Here is a 24,743-nt window from a genome sequence, read left to right on the forward strand (position 1 = left end):
AGGTGTGATCCCGATCGGTGGCCGGCTGGACGCGGTGAGCGAGGACACGCCGAGCCGTGGTGCGGAGATGCGAGACGGACGAGCGTGACGAGAGGACGGCATGACGGTCGCGGGTATCGGGGAGTTCGGGCTGATCGACCGGGTCACCGCCCGGCTGGCGGACGGGGAGAGCTGCCTGCTCGGTCCCGGCGACGACGCGGCGGTCGTCGCGGCGCCGGACCGGCGGGTGGTGGCCTCCACCGACGTGCTGGTCGAGGGGCGGCACTTCCGGCGGGACTGGTCCGAGGCGCGGGACGTCGGGCACCGGGCGGCGGCGGCCAACCTCGCCGACATCGCGGCCATGGGCGCCACGCCGACCGCGTTGCTGGTCGCGCTCTGCATCCCGGCCGACCTCGACCCGGGCTGGGCGGAGCAACTGGCCGACGGGCTCGGCGCGGAGGCCGCCCTGGTCGGGGCCGGCGTGGTCGGCGGCGACATGTCGGCCAGCCCCGTCATCACCATCGCGGTGACCGCCCTGGGTGACCTGGCCGGTCGGCCGCCGGTGGTCCGCTCGGGGGCCCGTCCCGGCGACGTGGTGGCGCTCGCCGGGCGGACGGGCTGGGCGGCAGCCGGCTACACCGTCCTGTCCCGGGGCTTCCGGACGCCCCGGCTGCTGGTCGAGGCGTACCGGCGCCCCGAGGTGCCCTACGCGGCCGGCCCGGAGGCGGCCCGGCACGGCGCCACCGCCATGATCGACGTCTCGGACGGGCTGCTGGCCGACCTGGGGCACGTGGCGACGGCCAGCGGGGTGGCGATCGACGTGACCCGGGACGCGTTCGAGGTGCCCCGGCAGATGCGCGATGCGGCCCAGGCGCTGGGCGTCGACCCGTACACGTGGATCCTGGCCGGCGGCGAGGACCACGCGCTGGCGGCGGCCTTCCCGGCGGCGGCGACGCTCCCGGCGGGTTGGCGGCCGATCGGGCGGGTGGCCGAGGGCACCGGGGTCACCGTGGACGGCGCGGCGTACCAGGGACCCGCCGGTTGGGACCACTTCCGCCGCTCGGAGTGATCTGCGACCGATGTGCGCGGGTCCGCCCCAGGGGCCGGAGGCTCGGTCGTAGCCTTTCCTGACGTGAGCGAGATCGAGATCCGGGCGCGGCGCTTCGACGCGCCCGAGTCACAGGTGTTGATCCGGGCGGCCCTGGCCGACCTCGGCCAGCGGTACGGCGGCAGTGGCGACGACACGCCGGTCGACGCGGCGGAGTTCGAGCCCCCGGCCGGCACGTTCCTGGTCGCCTACCTGGACGGGCAGCCGGTGGGCTGCGGCGGCTGGCGCAGCCACGGCGACGACCGTGAGACGGCCGAACTGAAGCGGATGTACACCACGCCGGCGGCCCGGGGCCGCGGCGTCGCCCGGTCGGTGCTCGCCGCCGTGGAGCGGTCGGCGCGGGAGCAGGGCCGCAAGCGGATCGTCCTGGAGTGCGGCGACAAGCAGCCCGAGGCGATCGCGATGTACACCTCGGCCGGCTACGAGCGGATCCCGAACTTCGGCTTCTACAAGGACGCCCCGGGCTGCCTCTCCTTCGGCCGTACGCTCTGACGGCCCGCGCCGGGTCACGCCACGGTGATGCGGATCTGGTCGGCGGCCTTCTGGGCGGCGACCTCCGCCGCGCCGGGGTCGGCGCCCCAGGCCAGCAGGTGCCCGCTGCGCTGGGCCGAGGAGATCAGGTCCGGCACGGTGTCCCCGACCGCGACCTCGAGCTGCACGTCCAGCACGCCCGGCACCCGCAGGGCCTCCCGGACCCCGGCCACCGCGGTGACCCGGCCGGGCGGGGCGATCAGGAACTCCACCGCCGCCGCGCCGGTCGGCCGGGCCGGCAGCGTCGGCCGCTCGCCCCGGAGCACCTGCAGGTACTCCTTGATGAAGCCGCACTCGTAGGCGATCGAGATCAGCGGGGTGATCATGTCGCCGGGCATCCGGGCCGCGCACTCCACCAGGGTCGGCCGTCCGTCGGCGAGGATCCACTCACTGTGCAGCATCCCGGTGCGGAAGCCGGCCGCCCGGGCGAGCCGCTCGGCCGCGTCCCGCAGCGCCCGGTGCTTCTCCGCGGGCAGCGCGGACGGCACCGTGTGCCCGCGCTCCACCGGGAACCGGCCGCCGACGATCCGCTTGTCGGTGACGTTGGCGAAGATCGTCTCGCCGTCGGCGACCAGCAGCTCGACGCTGTGCTCCGAGCCGACCAGCAGCTCCTCGACCAGCACGCCAGTGGGCCGGCCGTCGATGGCGTCGATCGGTGCCGGCGGCGCCGCGCTGGTGGCCCAGCCCGTGGCGATCTCCGCCGGGTCGGCGACGAGCTGCACGCCGAGGCTGCCCGATCGGCGGGTGGGCTTGAGCACGCACCGGCCGCCGTGGCGCCGGGCGAACTCCGCCGCCCGCGTGGGGTCGTCGACCAGCTCGTACGCCGGGTTGGCCAGGCCGGCGGCGTCGGCGAGCTGCCGCATCCGGTGCTTGTCGGTGAAGATTTCGGCGGCGGCCAAACCGGTGCCGGGCAGGCCCAGGCGTTCGGCCAGCCGGGCGGCGGCGCCCACCCCGTACTCGTGGCCGGGCATGACCAACCGGGCGGCGGCCAGCCCGGGCTCCCGGGCGAGCAGGGCGTCGACGTCGAAGTCGGTCTGGTACTCGGCCGGCACGAGCCGGGAGACGAGCGGCAGCTCGGCGGCGAACCGCTCGATGCCCCGGCGGCGGATCAGCTCGGGCTCGTCGACGAGGACGACGCTGCCGGCCGGTAGGTCCTCGTTGAGCCAGCGCAACGTGCCGAACGACGCGCCGACCACCACCATCTCGTCGCGGCCCAGGTCCAGATCCACCGGTCGTTCCTCCCCACCGTGCTGTCGACGCCGAACCGGACAGCCGGCGCAGCAGGACCCTAACCGGACCCGTGGGGCGGGGTCGCCAGCCGGTCGGCCCCCTGTCGGCTCCGGCTTTCGGGTACGACAGAAGCCGGCGGACCCGTGTGGGCCCGCCGGCTTCCGACGAGTTCTGGGGTGGCTCTACCGCGTCAGGCGCGGGTGACCTTGCCGGCCTTGATGCACGAGGTGCAGACCTGCATCTTCTTGGTGGTGCCGCCACCGGCCGGGGTACGCACCGACTGGATGTTCGGGTTCCAGCGGCGGTTGGTCCGCCGGTGCGAGTGGGACACGTTGTGGCCGAAGCCCGGCCCCTTGCCACAGACGTCGCACACGCTAGCCACGGGATACTCCTGGGTTTGAAACGTTCATGAGGTCGCCGCCAGGCGCTGCCCGGGCAACCTGGCCAGGTTACCCGATGACCGGCGGCCCTGCCCAACCGGCCCTGTCGGCGTTGACGGCTCCGGGTCGCCGCGCGGTGTCAGCCGCGCGGAGCCGGAGTTGCCGGACGGGAACCAGCCCAGGGTAGCGGCGCGTCCGGCGGCAGCGGTGCCCGGCCTCCGCCACGGCCTGGGGGCGGCGCGGCCCCCCGCCACGCTCTGCGGCGCGGGGCCCGCCACGCCCTGGGCCGGGGCCCCGCCGGACACGCCGACCTGGGCCGGGCGACCCCGGCGCGTGTCGGTGCACGCCAGTAGGCTTCGGTCGTGCTGGACACCCTCGACGCCGCCGCGGTGCGCCGCTGGTGTGCGAGCGGGCTGGCCGCCCTCCAGCGTCACCAGGGCGAGATCGACGACCTCAACGTCTACCCGGTCCCGGACGGGGACACCGGCACCAACCTGGTGCTCACCGTCACCTCCGCGCAGCAGGCCCTCGCCATGGACCTGGACACCCTCCCCGACGACGGGCACACCCCGCACGGGCACACGCTGCGGCTGATGGCGCAGGGCGCGCTGCTGGGCGCACGGGGCAACTCCGGGGTAATCCTGTCGCAGATCCTGCGCGGGCTGGCCGACGCACTCGCCGCCGTGCCGGCGGTCCGCGGCCGGCAGTTCGCCGCCGCGCTGGCCACGGCCGCCCGAGCCGCGTACGCGGCGGTGGCCCAGCCGGTCGAGGGCACCCTGCTCACCGTGGTCGCCGCCGCGGCGGGCGCCGCCGAACAGGCGGACAGCGACGACCTGCGCACGGTGGTCCGGGCCGCCGCGGACGCGGCGGCGCGGGCGCTCGCGCGTACCCCGGAGCAGTTGCCCGCGCTGGCCCGTGCCGGCGTGGTGGACGCCGGCGGGCGCGGCCTCTGCCTGTTGCTGGACGCCCTGGTCGAGGTGGTCACCGGGGAGAGCCCGCGGCAGCCGGCACCCGCGCCGCGCGCGCTGCGCCCACCGGTCACCGCCGTCCGGGAGACCGGCTCCCCCGCGTACGCCTACGAGGTGCAGTACCTGCTCGACGCCACCGACGAGGCGGTGGTCCGGCTGCGCGGCGCGCTGGCGGCGCTCGGCGACTCGCTCGTCATCGTCGGTGACGGCGGCCCAGCCGTCGGGACCTGGAACGTGCACGTGCACGTCAACGACGTCGGCGCGGCGATCGAGGCGGGCGTGGTCGCCGGCCGGCCGCACCGGATCACGGTGACCCGCTTCGCCGACCAGCCGGCCCCGCCGCCGGCCCCGCTGCCCGACGGCCGGGCGGCCGTGGTGGTGGCCACCGGCGCCGGCATCGCCGAGCTGTTCGCCGCCGAGGGGGCCACCGTGGTGCCGGCCAACCCGTCCACCGGCGAGCTGCTCGACGCGATCCGGGCCACCGGTGCCGCGCGGGTGGTGGTGCTGCCCAACGACCCCAACACCCAGTCGGTGGCGAGCACCGCCGCCCGGGAGGCGCACGCGCTCGGGATCAAGGTGAGCGTGGTGCCCACCCGCTCCCCGGTGCAGGCGCTCGCCGCCCTCGCCGTCCGTGACCCGTCCCGCCGCTTCTCCGACGACGTCATCGCCATGGCCGAGGCCGCCGGCGCCTGCCGGTACGCGGAGGTCTGCCACGCCGGCAAGGAGGCGCTCACCGTGGCCGGGCCGTGCCGGCCGGGCGACGTGCTGGCGCTGGTCGAGGGGGAGGTGCACCTGATCGGCGGCGACCTGCTCGACACCTGCACCGCCGTGGTCGACCGGATGCTCGGCGGCGGTGGCGAGCTGGTCACCCTGCTCTGCGGGGCGGACGCCCCGGCCGGGCTGGCCGAGCGGGTACGCGAGCACGTCGAGCGGTCCTGGCCGTTCGTGGAGGTCCAGGCGTACGAGGGCGGGCAGCCGCACTATCCGCTCCTGGTGGGGGTCGAATGACGACTGGTGACTCGGCACCTTCGTGGTCGAAGACCTCAACGTGACCGGCATGCTCGGCAACCGGCGACTCGCGAAGCACATCGCCGACGCCGGATTCGCCGAGATCCGACGCCAACTCACGTACAAGGCCGGATGGAACGGCGGCCGGCTGCTCGTAGCCGACCGCTGGTACCCGTCCTCCAAGACCTGCTCGGGTTGCGGCGCGGCGAAAGCCAAGCTCGCCCTGTCCGAGCGCGAATATCACTGCCAGGCGTGCGGTCTGGCCATGGACCGTGACCGCCACGCCGCACAGAACCTGGCCGCGCTGGCGGCTGAGTTCGACACCGCCGGGAGTGGCCCGGTGGCAGCACGTGGAGCTGACCAGAAGACCCGCGTACGCGGGCAGGTGGCTGCGAAGCGTGAACCCGGCACCGCGCCCGCGGATCAGACCGGGACCGTCCCACCGCAAGGCGGGACTACCAACCGGGTGCTTGCCAAAGCGCGCTGAAAGGTAACGGTCGAATGACGAGCGAACCGGCCACGGTGGACACGCCGCTGAAGAAGCTGGTCGGCGAGAAGACGGCGAAGGCCCTGGCGAGCCACCTCGACCTGCACACCGCCGGCGACCTGATCTACCACTTCCCCCGCCGCTACGACGAGCGCGGCGAGCACACCGACATCCGCTCGCTCGACGTGGGGGAGCAGGTCACCGTGCTGGCCCAGGTGCAGCGCACCGCCGTCCGGCCGATGCGGCAGCGCCGGGGCAACCTGCTGGAGGTCACCGTCGGCGACGGCTCCGGCGGCGTGCTCACCCTCACCTTCTTCGGCAACCAGGCGTGGCGGGAGCGGGAGCTTCGCCCCGGCCGGTGGGGGCTGTTCGCCGGCAAGGTCACCGAGTTCCGGGGCAAGCGGCAGCTCAACGGCCCGGAGTACGTGCTGCTCGGCGAGGGCGGCGACGGCGAGGCGGCGGCGAACGAGGAGGTCGAGGAGTTCGCCGGGGCGCTGATCCCGGTCTACCCGGCCGCCGCGGCGGTGCCGACCTGGGTGATCGCCCGGTGCGTCCGGGTGGTGCTGGACACGTTCACCCCGCCGGAGGACCCGCTGCCGGCCACCGTCCGCGCCAGCCGCAACCTGGTCGGCATCGGTGCCGCGCTGCGCGAGATCCACCGGCCGTCGAGCAAGGAGGAGCTGTACCGGGCCCGGCGCCGGCTCAAGTGGGACGAGGCGTTCGCCGTGCAGCTCACCCTGGTGCAGCGCAAGCACCGGGCGGCGGACTGGCCGGCGCAGGCCCGCCCCGCGAAACCGGGCGGACTGCTGGACGCGTTCGACGCCCGGCTGCCGTACGAGCTGACTCCCGGCCAGCAGGCCGTCGGCCGGGAGATCGCCGCCGACCTGGCCACCGCGCACCCGATGCACCGGCTGCTCCAGGGCGAGGTCGGCTCCGGCAAGACGGTGGTGGCGCTGCGGGCCATGCTCCAGGTGGTCGACGCCGGCGGGCAGGCGGCCCTGCTCGCCCCGACCGAGGTGCTCGCGGCCCAGCACTACCGGGGCATGCTCGACCTGCTCGGCCCGCTGGCCCGGGCCGGTGAGCTGGGCGCCGCCGACGACGCCACCCGGGTGGAGTTGGTCACCGGTTCGCTCGGCGCGGCGGCGCGGCGGCGGGCGCTCGCCGAGGTGGCCGAGGGGCGGGCCGGCATCGTGCTCGGCACCCACGCCCTGCTCTACGAGGGGGTCGACTTCCACGACCTGGGTCTGGTGGTGGTCGACGAGCAGCACCGGTTCGGCGTGGAGCAGCGGGACGCGCTGCGGGCCAAGGCCGACCAGCCACCGCACGTGCTGGTGATGACCGCCACCCCGATCCCGCGCACGGTGGCCATGACCGTCTACGGCGACCTGGAGATCTCCACCCTCTCCCAGCTGCCGCAGGGGCGTTCGCCGATCGCCTCGCACGTGGTGCCGGCCGCCGAGAAGCCGGCGTTCCTCGACCGGGCCTGGCGCCGGCTGCGGGAGGAGGTCGCCGCCGGCCACCAGGCGTACGTGGTCTGCCCCCGGATCGGGGACGGCCCCGCGTCGGAGGAGGAGGCGCCCCGGGAGGACGACAACGGGCGGCGCCCGCCCCTCGCGGTGACCGAGGTGGCGCCGCTGCTTGCCGAGGGCCCGCTGCACGGGCTGCGGATCGGGGTGCTGCACGGGCGGCTGCCGGCCGACGAGAAGGACGCGGTGATGCGCTCCTTCGCCGCCGGCGACCTGGACGCGCTGGTGGCGACCACGGTGGTCGAGGTGGGGGTGAACGTGCCCAACGCCACCGTGATGATCGTGCTGGACGCCGACCGGTTCGGCGTCTCCCAGCTGCACCAGTTGCGCGGCCGGGTGGGCCGGGGCTCGGCCGCCGGCCTGTGTCTGCTGGTCACCGAGGCGGTGGAGGGCTCGTCGGCCCGGGAACGCCTCGACGCGGTCGCCTCCACCACCGACGGCTTCAAGCTCGCCGAGCTGGACCTGGAGCAGCGCCGCGAGGGCGACGTGCTGGGCGCCACCCAGTCCGGCCGCCGATCCCACCTGCGGCTGCTGTCGCTGTTGCGGGACGCCGACCTGATCCGGGACGCCCGGGTCGAGGCGATCGCCCTGGTCGAGGAGGATCCGGAGTTGGCCCGGCACCCGGCCCTGGCCGCCTCCGTCGCCGCCCTCGTCGACGAGGAACGCGCGGAGTACCTGGAGAAGGGCTGACGACCCCACCGGCCGGGCGACCTAGGATCGGCAGATGTCGACCCTGCCCATCCCTCGTGGGGTGCTCCCGCCGTACGGCGGTTGATCACGCGTCCGGCGTGCCTACCGTCCCGTCCGTCCGGGCCAGCCCTCGCGTAGCGTCAGGGACATGTGCGGGAGCAGACGGTGACCCGGATCGTGGCCGGGACGCTCGGCGGGCGGCGGATCACCGCGCCGCCCGGCGCCGGCACCCGGCCGACCTCGGACCGGGTGCGGGAGGCGCTGTTCAGCGCCGTGCAGGCCGACCTCGACCTCGACGGGGCGCGCTTCGCCGACCTCTATGCCGGCTCCGGCGCGGTCGGGCTGGAGGCGCTGTCCCGAGGTGCCGCGCACGTGCTGCTGGTCGAGTCCGACGCCCGGGCGGCCCGGGTGATCCGGGAGAACATCGCCGCGCTGCGGGCCGCACCGGCCGCCCGCCTGGTCACCGGCCGGGTGGCCACCGTGCTCGCCGCCGGGCCGGACGACGGGCCGTACGACGTGGTCTTCGCCGATCCGCCGTACGCCGTACCCGACGAGGAGGTCACCGCGATGCTGGCCGCGCTGGTCGACGGCGGCTGGCTGGCCCCGGACGCCCTGGTGGTCGTGGAGCGGTCCAGCCGGACCGGCCCGGTCACCTGGGTGGAGGGAGTCACCGGCGAGCGCAGTCGCCGTTACGGCGAGACCACCCTTTGGTACGGTCGCCGATCATGAGACGTGCGGTCTGTCCGGGCTCCTTCGACCCGGTCACCAACGGACACCTCGACATCATCGGCCGAGCCGCCCGGCTCTTCGACGAGGTGATCGTCGGCGTACTGGTCAACCAGTCGAAGCAGGGACTGTTCACCGTCGAGGAGCGGATCGACATGCTTCGCGACGTGACGGCCTCGTACGACAACGTGCGGGTCGAGTCGTTCCGCGGGCTGCTGGTGGACTTCTGCCGGGCCCAGCAGGCCAGTGTGCTGATCAAGGGCCTGCGCGCGGTCAGCGACTTCGACTACGAGCTCCAGATGGCCCAGATGAACATCGGCCTGGCCGGCGTGGAGACGCTCTTCATGCCGACCAACCCGCTCTACTCCTTCCTCTCCTCCAGCCTCGTCAAGGACGTGGCCAAGTGGGGCGGCGACATCTCCGCCCACGTCCCCGACGTGGTCCGCGCCCAACTGCTCGCCCGCCTAACCCCCCCACCCCGCCCCTAACCCCCCGCCGTCCCCACCCCTCCGTCCCACCCCTCCGCGGCGATCTTGCACTTGCGGTCGACGACTGGCCCGATAAGGGCGACTTATCCCGGCAGAAAGTGCAAGATCGGCGGTTGTGTTGGTGGGGGCGGGCGGTGGGGTGGGGGGTGGGGGTGGGGCGACGCGCCGGGAGGGGGGAGCGGCGGGGGGTGGAGGGGGCGCGACATGATGTGTGCAACGCCGAACCGGCGTGCAGGCCGCATCATGTAGGTCGGCCGACGAACGACAGGAGTGAGGTGCCGGTGGACCCGCTCGATCGCATCGACGAACTGATCGCCATGGTGGAGCAGGCCCGCTCCGTCCCGATGTCGCGCAACAACTGCATGGTCGACCGGGGCGAGATGATCGCCGCCCTCGACGAGCTGCGCGCGGAGCTCCCCGCCGACCTGCGCCGGGCCGCCGCCCTGCTGGAGGAGCGGGACAAGATCATGGAGGCCGGCAAGCGCGAGGCCGACCGGATCATCAGTGAGGGTGAGGCGGAGCACGCCCGCCTGGTCTCGGTGAACGAGATCACGGTCTCCGCCGAGCACGAGGGCGCCCGGATCATCGCCGAGGCCCGCGCCGAGGCGCAACGCCTCCGCGACGAGGTGGACGACTACGTCGACACCGCGCTGGCCAATTTCGAGCAGTTCCTCACCCGGGCGCTCGCCTCGATAGAGCGCGGCCGGGACAAGATGCACGCGCTGCGCGAGATCGGCACCTTCGCCGGTGACGAGGCCGATCGGCCGCTACCCTTCTGAGCGGCTCCCGGGCCGGCGGCCGACAGCCGGCACCCGACGGGCCGGGGCGACGCCCCGGTTCGACGGTCGGGTGCTCACCCAGGTAACCTTCTTTGTCGGCCTCTCACCGGCCGGAGTCTGACTATGCCCAAACACTCGCCATCTCCACTCAACCCCAGGTCGCCGCTGGTCCTCGACACGAGGGACCTGCCGCGTCGGCCTGGCGCGTTGCGTACGGTCAAGCGGGTCGCACCGGCACCGGAAGACCTCGGCGTGGAGTTGATCGGCGTGCCGGCGGGCGCGGATCTCGACCTCGACCTGAGGTTGGAGTCGGTGTCCGAGGGCGTGCTCGTCTCCGGGACCGTCACCGGCCCGGTCAAGGGCGAGTGCGGCCGCTGCCTGCGCGAGATCGACGACTCGGTGTCGGTGAAGATCCAGGAGCTGTACGCGTACGAGAACAGCACCACGGACGACACGACCGACGAGGATGAGGTGGGCCGGATGCAGGGCGATCTGATCGACCTGGAGCCGGCGCTGCGGGACGCGGTGGTGCTCGCGCTGCCGACCAACCCGCTCTGCCGGGAGGACTGCCCAGGCTTGTGCCCCGACTGCGGGGTGCACTGGGACGATCTGCCGGCCGACCACAGCCATCAGCAGATCGACCCGCGTTGGGCGGGCCTGTCGCAACTGACCCGTACAGAGGAGTAAGAACCGTGGCCGTCCCCAAGCGCAAGATGTCGCGCAGCAACACCCGGGCCCGTCGGGCGCAGTGGAAGACCGTGGCGGTCGCGACCGTGGCCTGCCCGCAGTGCAAGTCGGCCAAGCTGCCGCACGCCGCCTGCTCCGTCTGCGGCACCTACAAGGGCCGCCAGGTCCTCGAGGTCTGACCTGGACGCCGAGTGACGCCCCCGACCACAGGTCGGGTGGCGTACGCACCCTGGCTCTCGCCCGGTGCCCCGGCTCCCTCAGCCGCCGGCCGGTCTCCGGCCGGCGTCCCGATGGAGCCGGGCACCGCGCGGATCGCCGTCGACCTCCTCGGCGGGGACGATGCTCCCGCCGTCGTGGTTGACGGCGCTCTGCGGGCGGTGCGCAGCGACCCTGACCTGCACCTGCTGCTCGTCGGACCGGCCGAGGTCGCCGACGCGCTGATCGGTGCGCTCGACCCGGAGCAACGCGCCCGGGTCACGGTCCGCCCGGTGCGGGCCGCCGTCGGCATGGCCGATCATCCCACCGCCGCGCGCGCGGAGAGCACCGTCCGCGCGGCGGTCACCGCCGTCCGCGACGGGCTCGCCGACGCGCTCCTCTCCGCCGGCTCGACCGGCGCCACCGTCACCGCCGCCGCGCTCGGCCTCGGCCGCTGGGCGGGCGTACGCAGCCCGGCCCTGGTGGCCACACTGCCGGCCGTGGCCGGCCCGGTGGTGCTGCTGGACGTCGGCGGCACGCTGGAGCCCCGCCCCACCACCCTCGCCCGGCACGCCGTGCTCGGTGCCGCGTACGCCGCCGTGGCGCACGGCGTCGCCGCGCCCCGGGTCGGGCTGCTCTCCGTCGGCACCGAGGCGGGCAAGGGCGACCGCCTGCGCCGCGCCGCCGATCCCGCCCTCGCCACCGTGCCGCTGCCGTGCGGCGCCCGCTACGTGGGCCTCGTCGAGGGGTTCGACATCTCCCTCGGCGCGCGCGCCGACGTCGTGGTCACCGACGGGTTCACCGGCAACGTGCTGCTCAAGGCGATCGAGGGCGCGTACGCGATGGCCGGCGGGCCGCCGGCGAGTGGCGGCGCCCCGCGGGCCGCGGCGCTGCTCGGGGTGGCCGGCACGGTGGTCGTCTGCCACGGGGCGGCCCAGCCCGACGACGTCGCCTCCGGCATCGCCCTCGCCGCCCACCTGTGGCGGCGCGGCGCCACCGACACCGTCTCCGCTCTGCTCGACGGCGTCCCGCACGATCTCGCACCTGACCGCAAAGACACCGAGGTAGCACCATGAGCAACGACAAGCGGCGGCGCGCTCCCGTCGGCCACCTGGAGGCGGCCTTCGGGGTGTCGCTCGACCCGGAACTGCTGGAGCGCGCGCTGACCCACCGCTCCTACGCGTACGAGAACGGGGGCCTGCCCACCAACGAGCGGCTGGAGTTCCTGGGTGACTCGGTCCTCGGCGTGGTGATCACCACGGCGCTGTTCCACAACCACCCCGACCTGCCCGAGGGGCAGCTCGCCAAGCTGCGCGCCAGCGTGGTGAACATGCGGGCCCTCGCCGACGTGGCGCGCGGCCTCGGCCCGGAGGGGCTCGGCGCCTACCTGCTGCTGGGCAAGGGGGAGGAGACCACGGGCGGCCGGGACAAGGCCAGCATCCTGGCCGACACCCTGGAGGCGCTGCTCGGCGCGATCTACCTCCAGTACGGCCTGGACACCGCGGCCAAGGTGATCCACCGTCTCTTCGACCCGCTGATGGCGGAGTCGGCCGGCCGGGGCGCCGCGCTGGACTGGAAGACCAGCCTCCAGGAGCTGACCGCGGCGCTGGGGCTGGGCGTGCCGGAGTACCGGATCGAGGGCACCGGCCCGGACCACCTGAAGACCTTCACCGCCTGGGTGGTGGTGGCCGGCAACCGGTACGGCGGCGCGGAGGGGCGCAGCAAGAAGGAGGCGGAGCAGCGGGCCGCCGAGTCGGCCTGGCGGACGCTGACCGAGCAGGCCGAGCGGGAGCAGGGCGCGCTGACCGAGCAGGCCGAGCGGGAGCAGGGTGCGCTGACCAGGGGCGAGGCCGACGAGCAGGCCGCCGAGGCGGGCGCCGGCCGTGCCTGAGCTGCCCGAGGTCGAGACGGTCCGGCAGGGCCTGGCCCAGTGGGTCATCGGGCGCACCATCACCTCGGTCGAGGTGCGCCATCCCCGGGCCGTACGCCGGCACCAGCCGGGCGGGGCGCACTTCGCCGACGTGCTGGCCGGCCGGACGATCACCGACGTCCGGCGCCGGGGCAAGTACCTGTGGCTGCCGCTGGACAGCGGGGACGCCCTCGTCGGGCACCTCGGCATGTCCGGCCAGCTGCTGCTCCAGCCGGTCGGGGCGGCCGACGAGCTGCACCTGCGGGTCCGGTTCCGGTTCGCCGACGACGGCCCCGAGCTGCGCTTCGTCGACCAGCGCACGTTCGGCGGGCTGTCGGTGTCCGAGGGCGGAGCGGAGCTGCCGCACGAAATCGCGCACATCGCCCGGGACCCGATGGACCCGACGTTCTCCGACGCCGACTTCGTGGCCGCGCTGCGCCGGCGGCGTACCGAGGTCAAGCGGGCGTTGCTCGACCAGACCCTGGTCTCCGGGGTCGGCAACATCTACGCCGACGAGGCGTTGTGGCGGGCCAAGCTGCACGGTGCCCGGCCGACCGATGCGCTCACCCGCCCGGCGGCCACCCGGCTGCTCGGGCACGTGCGGGATGTGCTCGGCGAGGCGATCAAGCAGGGCGGCACCAGCTTCGACGAGCTGTACGTCGACGTCAACGGCGAGAGCGGCTACTTCGACCGGTCGCTCAACGCGTACGGCCGGGAGGGGGAACCCTGTCCGCGGTGCGGCGCACCGATCCGGCGCGAGGCGTTCATGAACCGTTCGTCGTACAGTTGCCCGCGCTGCCAGCCCCGACCCCGGGTCGCCCTCCGGGGATGACCCCGAGCCCGCTCGGGGTTGCGCCGGTGTGCCTTACCCGACGGCTTGCGGCGCGTTCCCCGGTCGTACCCTGAAAATCCCCTTCTGTCCGATTGGTCGAGCCGATCCGAGTCGACCGGTCGGGACCGGGTGGATCCGGGACGAGCCGGGGCCGTTCCCGGATGTCCGGACGCTGCCCGCTCCCTAGCGTCAGCACGGTCGGTAAAGGACCGACGTGTGGAGGGGGAACCCAGGTATGGGCAGGCGACCGGTGACGGTGCGATTGGCGCGGTGGAGTGCGGAGCACCCGTGGCGAGCGATCGCGCTGTGGGTGGTGTTCGTGGCGGTGTGCTTCGTCGGCGGCAACGCCGCCGGCCTCAAGGAGGCGACCGCCGCCGACCAGGCGACCGGCGAGTTCGGACGGTCCGAGGTGATCGTCGACAGCGGCGGCTTCCACGAGCCGGCGACGGAGAACGTGCTGATCACGTCCCGCGCCGGGGCGCTCGACCAGGCCGCGGCGAAGGCCGCCGCCGACGACGCGGCGACCCGGCTGCGGCAGGTCGACGGGGTCGCCTCGGTGGGTACGCCGCTGCCGTCCCGGGACGGCACCGCGGTGCTGCTGCCGATCATCATGTCCGGTGACCCGGAGACGGCGTCGGACCGGGTGCAGCCGCTCCGGGACGCCACCGCGAAGGTCCAGGAGGCGCACCCGGCGCTGCGGATCGAGGAGGTCGGTGGCCCCTCGATCAACAAGGCGCTCGACGACACCCTCGGCAAGGACTTCAAGCGGGCCGAGCTGCTCAGCCTGCCGGTCACCCTGGCCATCCTGATCATTGCGTTCGGCGCGCTGATCGCGGCCGGCGTGCCGGTGCTGCTCGCGCTCTCCTCGGTGGCCGCGGCGATGGGGCTGTCCACCCTGGCCTCGCACCTGGTGCCGGCGAACGACACCACGGCCAGCGTGATCCTGCTGATCGGCATGGCCGTCGGCGTCGACTACTCGCTCTTCTACGTGCGCCGGGAGCGCGAGGAACGGGCGAAGGGGCGGTCCGGCCTCGACGCGGTGGAGATCGCGGCGGAGACCTCCGGGCACGCCGTGGTGGTCTCCGGCACCGCCGTGATCATCTCGATGGCTGGTCTGCTGCTCGCCCAGGACGCCATCTTCTCGTCCCTCGCGGTCGGCTCGATCCTGGTGGTCGCGGTCGCGGTGCTCGGTTCGCTGACCGTGCTGCCGGCGCTGCTCGCCAAGCTCGGCCGCTGGGTCGACCGGCCCCGGGTGCCGTTGCTGTGGCGGCTCACCGCCCCGCGTACCGGCCGGCACGGCCAGCCGGCCCGGCCCCGGTTCTGGCCGACCGTGCTGAAGCCCGCGCTACGGGCGCCGCGGACCACCCTGGTCGTCTCGGTCGGGCTGCTGCTCGCCCTGGCCGCCCCGGCGCTGAGCATGAAGCTGATGTTCCCCGGCATGGAGGACGTTCCGCGTACCACGCCGGCCATGCAGGCGTACGACCGGCTCACCGCCGCCTTCCCGAGCAACGGCACCAGCCACACCGTCGCCGTGCGGGCACCGGCCGAGCAGGCCGGCCGGGTGCAGGCCGCGCTGACCGACCTGGCCGGCCGGGCCGCCGCCGACCCGCTCTTCGCGCCGGCCGAGGGGGACGGCCCGAAGATCAAGGTGTCGGCCGACCGCCGGGTGTCCGTGCTGGAGGTGGCCACCCCGTACGCCAGCCGGACCGACGAGGCGGCGCGGTCGCTGCACGAACTGCGCGAGGATCTGGTCCCCGCCGCGCTGCGCGGCATCCCGGGGATCGAGTACGCCGTCGGCGGCGGCGTGGCCGCCAACGAGGACTACGCCCAGCACATCCGGGAGAAGCTGCCCATCGTGGTCGCCTTCGTGCTGGCGCTGACCTTCCTGGTGATGGCCTGGACGTTCCGGTCCGTGGTGGTGGCGCTCACCTCGATCCTGTTGAACCTGCTCTCCGCCGGCGCCGCGTACGGCCTGCTGGTGCTGGTCTTCCAGGGCGACTGGGCGGAGGATCTGCTCGGCTTCACCTCGATGGACGCCATCGTCACCTGGCTGCCGCTCTTCCTGTTCGTGGTGCTCTTCGGGCTCTCCATGGACTACCACGTCTTCGTGGTGAGCCGGATCCGTGAGGGGGTCCGCTCCGGCCTGCCGAACCGGGAGGCGGTGGCGTACGGGATCACCTCGTCGGCGGGCGTGGTGACCAGCGCCGCGATCGTCATGGTCGGGGTCTTCTCGATCTTCGCGACGCTGAGCACCATCGACTTCAAGCAGCTCGGCATCGGGCTGGCCGCGGCGATCCTGCTGGACGCCACGATCATCCGGGCCGTGGTGCTGCCGTCCCTGATGGCCCTGCTCGGCGACGCGAACTGGTGGGCCCCCCGCTTCCTGCGCGCCCGCCCCACCACCCCACCCGCCGACCCCCCCACCCCCACCCCCGAACTAGTCGCCGCCCACTAACCCCTCCCACCCCCACCCCCCCACCCCGTCGATCTTGCACTTTCGGTCGGCGTGGTGGGGGAAAGGCGGCATTTGTCGAGGCAGCAAGTGCAAGATCGCGGGGGGAGGGAAGGGGTGGGGAGGGGTGGGGGGTTAGGGGAGGGGGCAGGGGGTGCGCCAGGGGTCCAGGGTTCGGTTTTTGCGGATGGAGGCGAAGCCGTAGCCGACGGTGGTGACGCAGAAGGCGCTCGGGTCGCCGGTGTACTCGACGTGGAAGACCGGCTTGTCGGCGTCGACGAAGGGCAGCAGTTTGGCGCACTCCCGCCGGCGTACGCACTCCTGGTTCACGGCGAAGTCGAAGTCCGGGGCGAGGGCGGCCACCTGCGGCACGTCGTCGATCAGCCCGGGTGAGAGCTCGAGCCGGCGGGCCAGGGCGGCCAGCCGGCGGTTGAACAGCAGTTGGTCGTCGAATTCGAGCGGGAAGCCGGGGCGGTGCCGGTAGCCGTCGGCGTCGTCGATCGCCACCGCGCCGAAGCCCTTGCCCCGACAGAGCCGGAACCGGTCGGCGAGCACCGGTTCGAGCGCGTCCCACCGGCGGATGTCCAGCCACCGCAGGCTCGGCCGGCCGGTCACCGCCGCCCCGCGTACGTCCGCCGGGAAGCGGCTCGCGTCCGGGTCGGTGAGCGCGTACGTCCCGACGCGTACCTGGCAGACCAGCCGACGGTTACGGGCGCGCAGCGCGGCGGTCTCGGCGGAGGTGGTGTGCACCGGGTCGAGCAGGAAGACGTCGGCGTCGACCGCGACGTCCACCGGGCCGGTGACCTGCCACTGCCACTGCCACCGGTGGGCCAGCTCGGCGGGCCACCGGGTGGGCGCCCCGGGCGGGACGATCGGTGCGTGGCAGCCGGGCACCGGGGCGAGCAGCAGCGCCGCCATCAGTGCCGCCACGCCCCTGGGCCGCCCGCGTGGCAGGACGCGGACCGGCCGGACGCGCGGCACGGGCCAGGCCGGCCGCATCCGCATCGACAGCTCCCGGGTCGAGGGCGGCGTCCCGCCGCCCCTGCCGGTACGCCGAGCCGACCCGGGCCCGCCGGGCCGGCATGGTCGGGCGAACCCGGCGCACCTCACCCGGTCAAACGAGCGCGGCCCCGGTCACGACGCGGCGGGGTGCTGCCGCTGCCGCACCCGCTCAGCGCGGGGTGCCGAAGTCCTGCGTCCAGTACGGCCCGTTGCTCCGCGCCACGCCCACGCCGATCTCGGTGAACGAGCAGTTCAGGATGTTGGCCCGGTGGCCCGGGCTGTTCATCCAGGCGTCCATGACCGCCGCCGGGCTCTGCTGGTTCCAGGCGACGTTCTCGCCGTACGCCCGCCAGGCGTAGCCGACCCGGTCGAGCCGGTCGCCGACGTCGCTGCCGTCGCTGCCGTCGTGCGTCATCGTCTTGTGGTCGGCCTGGTCCTGGCTGTGCCGTTGGGCGGCCAGCATCAGCTTGTCGTCGACGGTCAGCGCCTTGCAGCCGGCCTTCGCCCGCCGCTCGTTGACCAGGTCGACCACCTGCTGGAGTTCGGCGCTGAGCCCGCTGGTCGTCGGCGTGCTCCTGGTGGTGGTGCTGCTCGGCGTGGCGGTGCGCTGGAGCTGGCGGGACGGGGCGGTGGACCGGCTGGCCTTCGGCGTGACCGACCGGGTCGGGCTCGGCCGGGCGCTGCTCGGGGCGGCGCTGGGGGTCGTGGTGGGCGAGGCGGGGGCGAGGGCGTCGCCAGGGGCATCGCCGGCGGCGCCCGGGGCGGCGGCCACCACCCCGTCGGCGGTGGTCGGCTCGGTCCGCCCGTCGTGTCCTGGCAGCGCCAGGGCAGCCACGCCCAGGCCCACCACGAGGGTCGCCGCAGCGGCGGCCCCGCCGACCATCAGGGGACGTCGGCGCCGCCGGTGCCGCCGGTGCCGCCCGAGTTCCGCTCTGGAGGCCTCGGTGACCGGACACCAGTCGTCGGTGGGCCGCTCCTCGGCCGGCCAGGAGGCGGCGGGGTGCTCGTCGCCCGGCCCGGCGCTGGCGGGCCAGGTGCCCGTCGGGGTGGGCTGCCCGCCATCGCCGGGCCGCCAGCCGCTCTCCGGTGCGCCGGCCGGGTCGGCGTCGGCCGGGCCGGGCTGCCACCGGTCGTGGCGGCCGTCGGTCCGCCAGGCGTCGGCCGGGCCGGCCGGCCACCGGCTGTCCGGGGTACCGGCCCGAAAGCCGCCGGTCGGGCTGGCGGGCCCGCCCGCGCCCGGCTGGTCCGGCTCGTTTCCGAAGGGTGCCTGCGGCTGCTCCGGCTCGTCCCCGAAGAGGTACGCCGACCGCGGCTCGGGCCGGTCGGTGAGCCAGGCCGGTCCCTCGGCGGGGGGCGGCTCCGGGCGCCGGGCGGTGCCCTCCGGTTCGGTCGGGTCGGTCCAGCGGTACACGCCTGTCCCCTCCACGGGTCGGTTGCGGGCCGGGCTGACCGTACGGGCGGGCTGCGAGCTGCGGCAACGCCGCTAAGAAAGAGTTAAGGGGAACCCGACACCGAGGGTGAGGCGTTCACACATTCCCGAGCGTACAGTTAACCCGTCCGGACAGAGCGTGTCCGCGCCTCACGGCAGCCCCCCGACAAGTGGACAGGTCGACGTAGAGATGATCTACGGCCTGCGGGAACTTGACGAAGGAGGGGTTTACGGCTCAATATGTAGGTGTCGCCAGTCGCGCCCAGCCATGCCCGCATTTTGCTGGCAGGCAGCCGCGAACATGATGGGCGCGCGTTGGCCGGCCTTTCCGGCAGCGCATATCAAGGAGTCAGCATGGCGAAGGCCCTCTACGGCCACGTTGGTGCAGCGCCCGACCGGCGCCTGCTCGACGAGGTCACCCGACTGCGTGCCAGGGTTCAGGCACTGGAGTTCGAGATCACGCGTCTGCGCGCCGACAACGATCGGCTGGCGGCGGCAGCGGCGGAGGCTGACGACCTCCTCCGGCTGGCCGAGCCGGCGCTGACCTGATCTCCAGTCGTCAGAAAACTGAATCGCACCACACGAAAAAGCGCGCCGACACTTCAGTGCCGGCGCGCAGCTTTGTGCGTACGGGTTTTCTTTTCGCGCCGCGTCTCCCCCTGATCGGGTGAGCCCGGAATTGCGGGGCGCCACCACGCCGCGAATAAGATCTTGTGGTTTTCCGCACTGTGCCGTGCACGCCGGGGCACTGGGCTGCGCGCCGGGGCACTGTGCGGTGCGCGGTGGGACCGGACCGGACCGGACCGGCCGGCGCGGTGGGTCGCGTACCGTGGCCTCCCCGGCCCCGGGTTAGTCTGCGGGTTCACCAGGTCCGCGCAGCCGGCGACGGTACGGCGGCCACCGGACGAGGATCGAGAAGGTGCATCTCAAGAGCCTGACGGTGAAGGGCTTCAAGTCCTTCGCCTCCGCGACGACGCTGAAGCTGGAGCCCGGGATCACCTGCGTGGTCGGCCCGAACGGCTCCGGCAAGTCCAACGTCGTCGACGCCATCGCCTGGGTGCTCGGCGAGCAGGGGGCCAAGGCGCTGCGCGGCGGCAAGATGGAGGACGTCATCTTCGCCGGCACGGCGGGCCGGGCGCCGCTGGGCCGTGCCGAGGTCACCCTCACCATCGACAACACCGACGGCGCGCTGCCGATCGAGTACACCGAGGTCTCCATCACCCGCCGGATGTTCCGCTCCGGCGAGAGCGAGTACGAGATCAACGGCGACTCCTGCCGGCTGCTCGACATCCAGGAGCTGCTCTCGGACTCCGGCATCGGCCGGGAGATGCACATCATCGTCGGGCAGGGCCGGCTCGACGGGATGCTGCACGCCAAGCCGGAGGATCGGCGGGCGTTCATCGAGGAGGCGGCCGGCGTCCTCAAGCACCGCAAGCGCAAGGAGAAGGCGCTGCGGAAGTTGGACGCGATGCAGACCAACCTCAACCGGCTCACCGACCTCACCGCCGAGCTGCGCCGCCAGCTCAAGCCGCTGGGCCGGCAGGCCGAGGTGGCCCGCCGCGCCGCCGCCATCCAGGCCAACCTGCGCGACGCCCGGCTGCGGCTGCTCGCCGACGACCTGCACACCCTGCGCACCACGCTCGACAAGGAGATCGCCGACGAGACCGCGCTGCGCGAGCGGCGCGAACAGATCGAGGCGGAACACACCGAGGTGCAGGCCCGCCTCGGCGAGCTGGAGGCCGCCCTCGCCGAAGACGCCCCGCTGCTCGCCGCCGCGCAGGACACCTGGTACAAGCTCTCCGCGCTGCAGGAGCGGTTCCGCTCCATCGAGCAGCTCGCCCGGGAACGGCTGCGCCACCTCAGCGCGACCCCGGACGACGAGCGCCCCGGCCGCGACCCCGACCAGCTGGAGGCGGAGTCGCAGCGGGTCCGCGAGCAGGAGGAGGAGCTTCGCGCGGCGCTCACCGAGGACCAGATCCGGCTGGCCGAGGCGGTCGAGCACCGCCAGGAGCTGGAGCGGCAGCTCGCCGCCGCCGAGCGGGAACTGGTCGCCGCCGCCAAGGCCATCGCCGACCGTCGGGAGGGGCTGGCCCGGCTGACCGGCCAGGTCAACTCGGCCCGCGCCCGCACCACCAGCGCCGGCGAGGAGATCGAACGGCTCGCCACCGCGCACACCGACGCCCTCGCGCGCGCCGAGAAGGCCCAGGCCGAGCTGGACGCGGTCGCCGAGCAGTCCACCGAGGCGGACCGGGACAACGCCGACCTGGACGCCCGGCACGCCGAGGCGGTGGCCGTCCACGAGCAGGCGCAGGCGGCGGTCCGCAGTCTCTCCGACGCCGAGCGGGCCGCCGAGAAGGACGCGGCCACCTGGAAGGCCCGCGAGGAGGCGCTCGCCCTCGGCCTGCGCCGCAAGGACGGCGCCGGTGCCCTGCTGGCCCGCGCCGATCAGGTCCCCGGCCTGCTCGGCAGTCTCTCCGGGCTGCTCACCGTCGCGCCCGGTCACGAGGCGGCGCTCGCCGCCGGGCTCGGCGGGCTCGCCGACGCGGTCGCGGTCACCGGCGTGGACGAGGCCGTCGAGGCGATGCGGCTGCTCAAGATCTCCGACGCCGGTCGGGCGGGCCTGCTGGTCGGCAGCCCCGCCGGCCCCGGCATGGACGGCCCGGCCGACGCGTTGCGCCCGAAGCTGCCGGACGGCGCCCGCTGGGCGCCCGACCTGGTGGAGTGCTCGCCCGAGATCCGGCCGGCGGTGTACCGGGCGCTGCGCGACGTGGCGCTGGTCGACGACCTCGCCGCCGCGGCCGAGCTGGTCGCCGGCAACCCGGAGCTGCGCGCGGTCACCCCGGACGGCGACGTCGTCGGGGCGTACGCGTCGGCCGGCGGTTCGGCCAAGGCACCCAGCTTCATCGAGGTGCAGGCGGCCGTCGAGGAGGCCCGGACCAACCGGCTCACCGCCGAGCGGGCCAGCGCCGAGCTGCGCGAGCAGCTGGTCGAGGCGCGTGCCGAGGTGGCCGCCGCGAAGGAGGCCGTCCAGCACGCGGCCGCGGCCAAGCGGGAGGCGGAGAGCCACCGCAACGCCGCCGCCCGGCGGCTGGCCGAGCTGGGCGCCGCCGCGCGGTCGGCGAAGGCCGAGACCGACCGGCTCGGCGAGTCCCGCGCCCGCGCCGAGGCGGCCCGGGAACGCGACCTGCAGGCCCTCGCCGAGCTGGAGGAGCGGCTGCGGCTGGCCGAGGCCACCCCGGTCGACGCGGAACCGTCGACCGAGGAGCGCGACCAGCTCGCCGCGATGGTGCCGCAGGCCCGGCAGAACGAGATGGAGGTCCGGCTCGCGGTGCGTACCGCCGAGGAGCGGGTCTCGTCGATCGCCGGCCGGGCCGACTCCCTCGCCCGGCAGGCGAACGCCGAGCGGGCCGCGCGGGAACGCGCGGCGGCCCGCCGCGCGGCCCGCACCCGCGGCGCGCAGATCGCCCGGGCCGTGGTCGGTGGTGCCCGGGAGGCGCTGACCCGGCTCGCCGTCTCCATTGCCCGGGCCGAGGAGCACCGCGACGCCGTCGCCCGCGAGCGCGCCGCGCGCGAGGCCGAGCTGTCCGAGGTACGCGGCGCGGCCAAGCGGCTCGGCGCCGAGCTGGAGCGGCTGACCAGCCAGGTGCACCGGGACGAGGTGGCCCGCGCCGAGCAGCGCCTTCGCATCGAGCAGCTGGAGGCCAAGGCCGCCGAGGACTTCGGCCTCGACGTGGCCACGCTGATCGCCGAGTACGGCCCGGATCAGCTCGTCCCGCCCACCGACGCGGACGTGGCGGCGGCCGAGAAGGAGGGCCGGCCGGTGCCCGAGCCGGTCCGCTACGAGCGGCCGGTGCAGGAGAAGCGGGCCGCCAAGGCGGAACGGGAACTGGCCCTGCTCGGCAAGGTCAACCCGCTCGCGCTGGAGGAGTTCGCCGCGCTGGAAGAGCGCTACAAGTTCCTCTCCGAGCAGTTGGAGGACCTGAAGGCCACCCGCCGGGACCTGCTCACCGTGGTCAAGGACGTCGACGACCGGATCCTGGAGGTCTTCGCCAGCGCGTTCGAGGACACCGCGCGCGAGTTCGAGCAGGTCTTCACCGTGCTCTTCCCCGGCGGCGAGGGGCGGCTGGTGCTCACCGACCCGGAGGACCTGCTCACCACCGGCGTCGAGGTCGAGGCCCGGCCGCCGGGCAAGAAGATCAAGCGGCTGTCGCTGCTCTCCGGCGGGGAGCGGTCGCTGACCGCGGTGGCCATGCTGGTGGCGATCTTCCGCGCCCGGCCCAGCCCGTTCTACATCATGGACGAGGTGGAGGCGGCCCTCGACGACGTGAACCTGGGCCGCCTGATCACGCTGCTGGCACAGCTTCGGGAGAAGAGCCAGCTGATCGTGATCACCCACCAGAAACGGACCATGGAGATCGCCGACGCACTGTACGGCGTGACCATGCGCAACGGGGTCACCCAGGTGATCAGCCAACGGCTCAACCGGGCCGACGACGACGGGCAGGAGAAGGACGAGTGACTCGGGAACGCGCGACGGCGCTGCTGGTGGACTTCGACGGCGTGCTGCGCCGCTGGGATCCGGCGGTCGCCTCCGGCGTGGAGCGGGAGTACGGGCTCACCGAGGGCGTACTGGGCGAGATCGCCATGTCGTGGGGGCTGCTCCAGCCGGTGCTCACCGGCCAGGTCAGCCACGCCCAGTGGATGGACAGCGTGGCCGATGCGCTCACCCCGTCGGTCGGCGACCCGGGCCGGGCCCGCGCGGCCGTGGACGAGTGGCAGCGCTACCGGGGCGAGGTCGACCCGGACGTGCTCGCGTTCGTCCGCGAGGTGCGGGCGGCCGGGGTACGGGTGGGGCTGGGCACCAACGCCACCGACCTGCTCGACGCCGACCTGGCCGCGCTCGACCTCACCGACGAGTTCGACGCCGTGGTCAACTCCGCGGTGGTCGGGGTGAACAAGCCGGCCAAGGAGTACTTCCAGGCGGCCTGCGCGGCGCTGGAGACCTCGCCGTCGCGGGTGCTCTTCGTCGACGACGAGGACCGGAACATTTCGGGCGCCCGGGTGGCCGGCCTCGCCGCGCACCGCTGGACGGGCCCCGGAGACCTGCGCTACCTGCGCGCCGCGCTGGCGTACTGACGCGGGCCCGCCGCCACGGCGGTGGGCGACCCACTGCGCCGAGGTGGCGGGTTCCCGCTCGCCCCGGTCCCGCCACATCGCCGTACCGGGGTGGATCAGTCGCCGGTGACGCCGTCGATCCGCTCGCGGATGAGGTCGGCGTGGCCGTTGTGCCGGGCGTACTCCTCGATCATGTGGACGTACACCCAGCGCAGGTTGAAGGTCCGCTTCTTCGGCCCGACCTCGATGAAGGTCTCATCGAGAGAGCGGTCGGCCGAGGCGGCCCGGGCGAGCGCGACCTCACGGTGGTACGTGGCGAAGTCGGCCTCCGCGTCCGCGTTGCTGACGTCGTGGTCGGCGTCCGGCGTCTCCGGCGTGAAGTACGGGTACTCCACCGGCTCGCCGGCGACGTTCTCCCGGAACCACCAGGCCTCCACCTCGGCCATGTGCCGGACCAACCCGAGCAGGGTCAGCGCGGACGGTTCGACGCTTGCCGTCCGCAGCTGGTCGGCCGTCAGCCCGGCGCACTTGAGCAGCAGGGTGTCGCGGTGGTAGTCGAGCCAGCCCTCCAGCATGGTGCGCTCGTCGCCGACGTACGGCTCGTTCTTCCGGGTGATCTCCGGTGCTCTCAAGGTCATGCGGCGATGTTAGGAGGGGCCCCCTGCACAACGCGAGGCGTTAACAGGGGACCCTTCCTTACACGTCAGGGCACCACGACGACCGGCCAGCGGCCGGTGCGGACCAGGCGGGTGGCGACCGAGCCGACCAGCCGGTGCCCGGCCTGCTCGGACGACCCGACCACTACCAGGTCCGCGCGGAACTCGTCGGCCGCCGCGCACAACTCGGTGTACGCGTCCCCACGCCGGCACAGGAAGGTGACCGGCAGGCCCAGCTCCTCCGCGCCGCGCCGGCACTCCTCGCGCAGCTCGGCGGCCAGCTCGTCGTGGGTCTGCTGCACCGCCCCGGCCACCACGCCGGACATCATCGCGGCGTACGGCGCCGGGGAGCTGACGAAGACCACCACCAGGCCGGAGCGCTGGCGGCGGGCCAGCCCGGCCGCGTACGCGGCGGCGCGCAGGGAGGTGCGGCTGCCGTCCACGCCGACCAGCACCACCCGGGGCCCGTCCGTGCCGCGTTCGAACGGCAGCGGTCGGGCCTCCGGGCCGTACTCCTCACGCTCCACAGGGGCGCTCATGCCGTCGCCTCCCTACGGTCGGCGACG

General features: G+C 74.2%; 23 protein-coding genes. 17 read left to right on the forward strand and 6 right to left on the reverse strand.

The features are described from left to right. The first annotated feature begins 100 nt into the window (after nucleotides 1–100). Nucleotides 101–1,048: a thiamine-phosphate kinase gene (locus tag ABZ570_RS09210; protein ID WP_358059310.1), complete on the forward strand. Its 948-nt coding sequence runs from the start codon at nucleotides 101–103 to the stop codon at nucleotides 1,046–1,048. A gap of 63 nt (nucleotides 1,049–1,111) precedes the next feature. After that, complete coding sequence (locus ABZ570_RS09215; RefSeq protein ID WP_358059313.1) at nucleotides 1,112–1,579, forward strand: GNAT family N-acetyltransferase; 468 nt, start codon at nucleotides 1,112–1,114, stop codon at nucleotides 1,577–1,579. A gap of 14 nt (nucleotides 1,580–1,593) precedes the next feature. Here the strand turns inward: ABZ570_RS09215 and ABZ570_RS09220 are convergent, their stop codons facing one another. Together ABZ570_RS09220 and rpmB are read right to left on the reverse strand one after the other, a co-directional pair. Further along, nucleotides 1,594–2,847 (reverse strand): ATP-grasp domain-containing protein, encoded by a 1,254-nt coding sequence (locus ABZ570_RS09220; RefSeq protein WP_358059316.1) that lies wholly within the window; start codon nucleotides 2,845–2,847, stop codon nucleotides 1,594–1,596. Between the two features lie 191 nt (nucleotides 2,848–3,038). Beyond that, complete coding sequence (rpmB, locus tag ABZ570_RS09225; protein ID WP_073832489.1) at nucleotides 3,039–3,230, reverse strand: 50S ribosomal protein L28; 192 nt, start codon at nucleotides 3,228–3,230, stop codon at nucleotides 3,039–3,041. Between the two features lie 360 nt (nucleotides 3,231–3,590). On the opposite strand from rpmB, the gene ABZ570_RS09230 reads away from it, so the two are divergent. From ABZ570_RS09230 to ABZ570_RS09285, 12 genes are all read left to right on the forward strand, one after another. Further along, nucleotides 3,591–5,204 (forward strand): DAK2 domain-containing protein, encoded by a 1,614-nt coding sequence (locus ABZ570_RS09230; RefSeq protein ID WP_358059319.1) that lies wholly within the window; start codon nucleotides 3,591–3,593, stop codon nucleotides 5,202–5,204. A 22-nt stretch (nucleotides 5,205–5,226) separates the two neighbouring features. After that, the gene (locus ABZ570_RS09235) at nucleotides 5,227–5,691 is read left to right on the forward strand and encodes an RNA-guided endonuclease TnpB family protein (RefSeq protein ID WP_358059322.1); all 465 of its coding nucleotides are present in this window, start codon (nucleotides 5,227–5,229) and stop codon (nucleotides 5,689–5,691) included. 14 nt (nucleotides 5,692–5,705) lie between these two features. Further along, complete coding sequence (recG, locus tag ABZ570_RS09240) at nucleotides 5,706–7,907, forward strand: ATP-dependent DNA helicase RecG (RefSeq protein WP_358059325.1); 2,202 nt, start codon at nucleotides 5,706–5,708, stop codon at nucleotides 7,905–7,907. 165 nt (nucleotides 7,908–8,072) lie between these two features. Beyond that, complete coding sequence (gene rsmD, locus ABZ570_RS09245; protein ID WP_358059501.1) at nucleotides 8,073–8,636, forward strand: 16S rRNA (guanine(966)-N(2))-methyltransferase RsmD; 564 nt, start codon at nucleotides 8,073–8,075, stop codon at nucleotides 8,634–8,636. Beyond that, a complete protein-coding gene (gene coaD / locus ABZ570_RS09250; RefSeq protein WP_358059328.1) occupies nucleotides 8,633–9,121 on the forward strand; it encodes a pantetheine-phosphate adenylyltransferase in 489 nt (162 codons plus the stop codon). The genes rsmD and coaD overlap by 4 nt, the downstream gene beginning before the upstream one ends. Before the next feature lie 281 nt (nucleotides 9,122–9,402). Next, a complete protein-coding gene (locus tag ABZ570_RS09255) occupies nucleotides 9,403–9,900 on the forward strand; it encodes a hypothetical protein (protein WP_073832495.1) in 498 nt (165 codons plus the stop codon). Between the two features lie 123 nt (nucleotides 9,901–10,023). After that, complete coding sequence (locus ABZ570_RS09260; protein WP_358059332.1) at nucleotides 10,024–10,587, forward strand: YceD family protein; 564 nt, start codon at nucleotides 10,024–10,026, stop codon at nucleotides 10,585–10,587. Nucleotides 10,588–10,592: 5 nt separating this feature from the next. Next, nucleotides 10,593–10,766, forward strand: a complete 174-nt coding sequence (gene rpmF / locus ABZ570_RS09265) for a 50S ribosomal protein L32 (protein ID WP_358059335.1) — start codon at nucleotides 10,593–10,595, stop codon at nucleotides 10,764–10,766. A 111-nt stretch (nucleotides 10,767–10,877) separates the two neighbouring features. Next, nucleotides 10,878–11,858, forward strand: a complete 981-nt coding sequence (locus ABZ570_RS09270) for a phosphate acyltransferase PlsX (protein WP_358059338.1) — start codon at nucleotides 10,878–10,880, stop codon at nucleotides 11,856–11,858. Beyond that, nucleotides 11,855–12,673 (forward strand): ribonuclease III, encoded by an 819-nt coding sequence (rnc, locus tag ABZ570_RS09275; protein ID WP_358059341.1) that lies wholly within the window; start codon nucleotides 11,855–11,857, stop codon nucleotides 12,671–12,673. Before ABZ570_RS09270 ends, rnc begins: the two co-directional genes overlap by 4 nt. After that, nucleotides 12,666–13,523 carry a bifunctional DNA-formamidopyrimidine glycosylase/DNA-(apurinic or apyrimidinic site) lyase gene (gene mutM / locus ABZ570_RS09280; RefSeq protein WP_358059344.1) on the forward strand — a complete coding sequence of 286 codons (858 nt, stop codon included), beginning with the start codon at nucleotides 12,666–12,668 and terminating at the stop codon, nucleotides 13,521–13,523. Before rnc ends, mutM begins: the two co-directional genes overlap by 8 nt. 235 nt (nucleotides 13,524–13,758) lie before the next feature. Beyond that, on the forward strand, nucleotides 13,759–15,978 hold the full coding sequence (locus ABZ570_RS09285; RefSeq protein WP_358059347.1) for an MMPL family transporter: 2,220 nt from the start codon (nucleotides 13,759–13,761) through the stop codon (nucleotides 15,976–15,978). Nucleotides 15,979–16,110: 132 nt separating this feature from the next. Here the strand turns inward: ABZ570_RS09285 and ABZ570_RS09290 are convergent, their stop codons facing one another. Continuing rightward, nucleotides 16,111–16,980 carry an endo alpha-1,4 polygalactosaminidase gene (locus tag ABZ570_RS09290; protein WP_358059350.1) on the reverse strand — a complete coding sequence of 290 codons (870 nt, stop codon included), beginning with the start codon at nucleotides 16,978–16,980 and terminating at the stop codon, nucleotides 16,111–16,113. A 166-nt stretch (nucleotides 16,981–17,146) separates the two neighbouring features. Further along, nucleotides 17,147–18,388 (reverse strand): CAP domain-containing protein, encoded by a 1,242-nt coding sequence (locus tag ABZ570_RS09295; protein ID WP_358059353.1) that lies wholly within the window; start codon nucleotides 18,386–18,388, stop codon nucleotides 17,147–17,149. A gap of 372 nt (nucleotides 18,389–18,760) precedes the next feature. On the opposite strand from ABZ570_RS09295, the gene ABZ570_RS09300 reads away from it, so the two are divergent. The 3 genes from ABZ570_RS09300 (at nucleotide 18,761) to ABZ570_RS09310 (ending at nucleotide 23,542) form a co-directional block, all read left to right on the forward strand. Next, the gene (locus ABZ570_RS09300; protein ID WP_007456482.1) at nucleotides 18,761–18,955 is read left to right on the forward strand and encodes a hypothetical protein; all 195 of its coding nucleotides are present in this window, start codon (nucleotides 18,761–18,763) and stop codon (nucleotides 18,953–18,955) included. Between the two features lie 370 nt (nucleotides 18,956–19,325). After that, nucleotides 19,326–22,925: a chromosome segregation protein SMC gene (gene smc / locus ABZ570_RS09305; RefSeq protein WP_358059356.1), complete on the forward strand. Its 3,600-nt coding sequence runs from the start codon at nucleotides 19,326–19,328 to the stop codon at nucleotides 22,923–22,925. Then, a complete protein-coding gene (locus ABZ570_RS09310) occupies nucleotides 22,922–23,542 on the forward strand; it encodes an HAD-IA family hydrolase (protein ID WP_358059359.1) in 621 nt (206 codons plus the stop codon). The genes smc and ABZ570_RS09310 overlap by 4 nt, the downstream gene beginning before the upstream one ends. A gap of 95 nt (nucleotides 23,543–23,637) precedes the next feature. On the opposite strand, the gene ABZ570_RS09315 is transcribed toward ABZ570_RS09310, so the two are convergent. After that, nucleotides 23,638–24,159 carry a DinB family protein gene (locus ABZ570_RS09315; protein WP_358059360.1) on the reverse strand — a complete coding sequence of 174 codons (522 nt, stop codon included), beginning with the start codon at nucleotides 24,157–24,159 and terminating at the stop codon, nucleotides 23,638–23,640. 65 nt (nucleotides 24,160–24,224) lie between these two features. Then, nucleotides 24,225–24,716: a universal stress protein gene (locus ABZ570_RS09320; protein WP_358059362.1), complete on the reverse strand. Its 492-nt coding sequence runs from the start codon at nucleotides 24,714–24,716 to the stop codon at nucleotides 24,225–24,227. Nucleotides 24,717–24,743 lie beyond the last annotated feature (27 nt).

The sequence above is a fragment of the Micromonospora sp. NPDC007271 genome (assembly GCF_040634005.1).
Lineage (GTDB): Bacteria > Actinomycetota > Actinomycetes > Mycobacteriales > Micromonosporaceae > Micromonospora.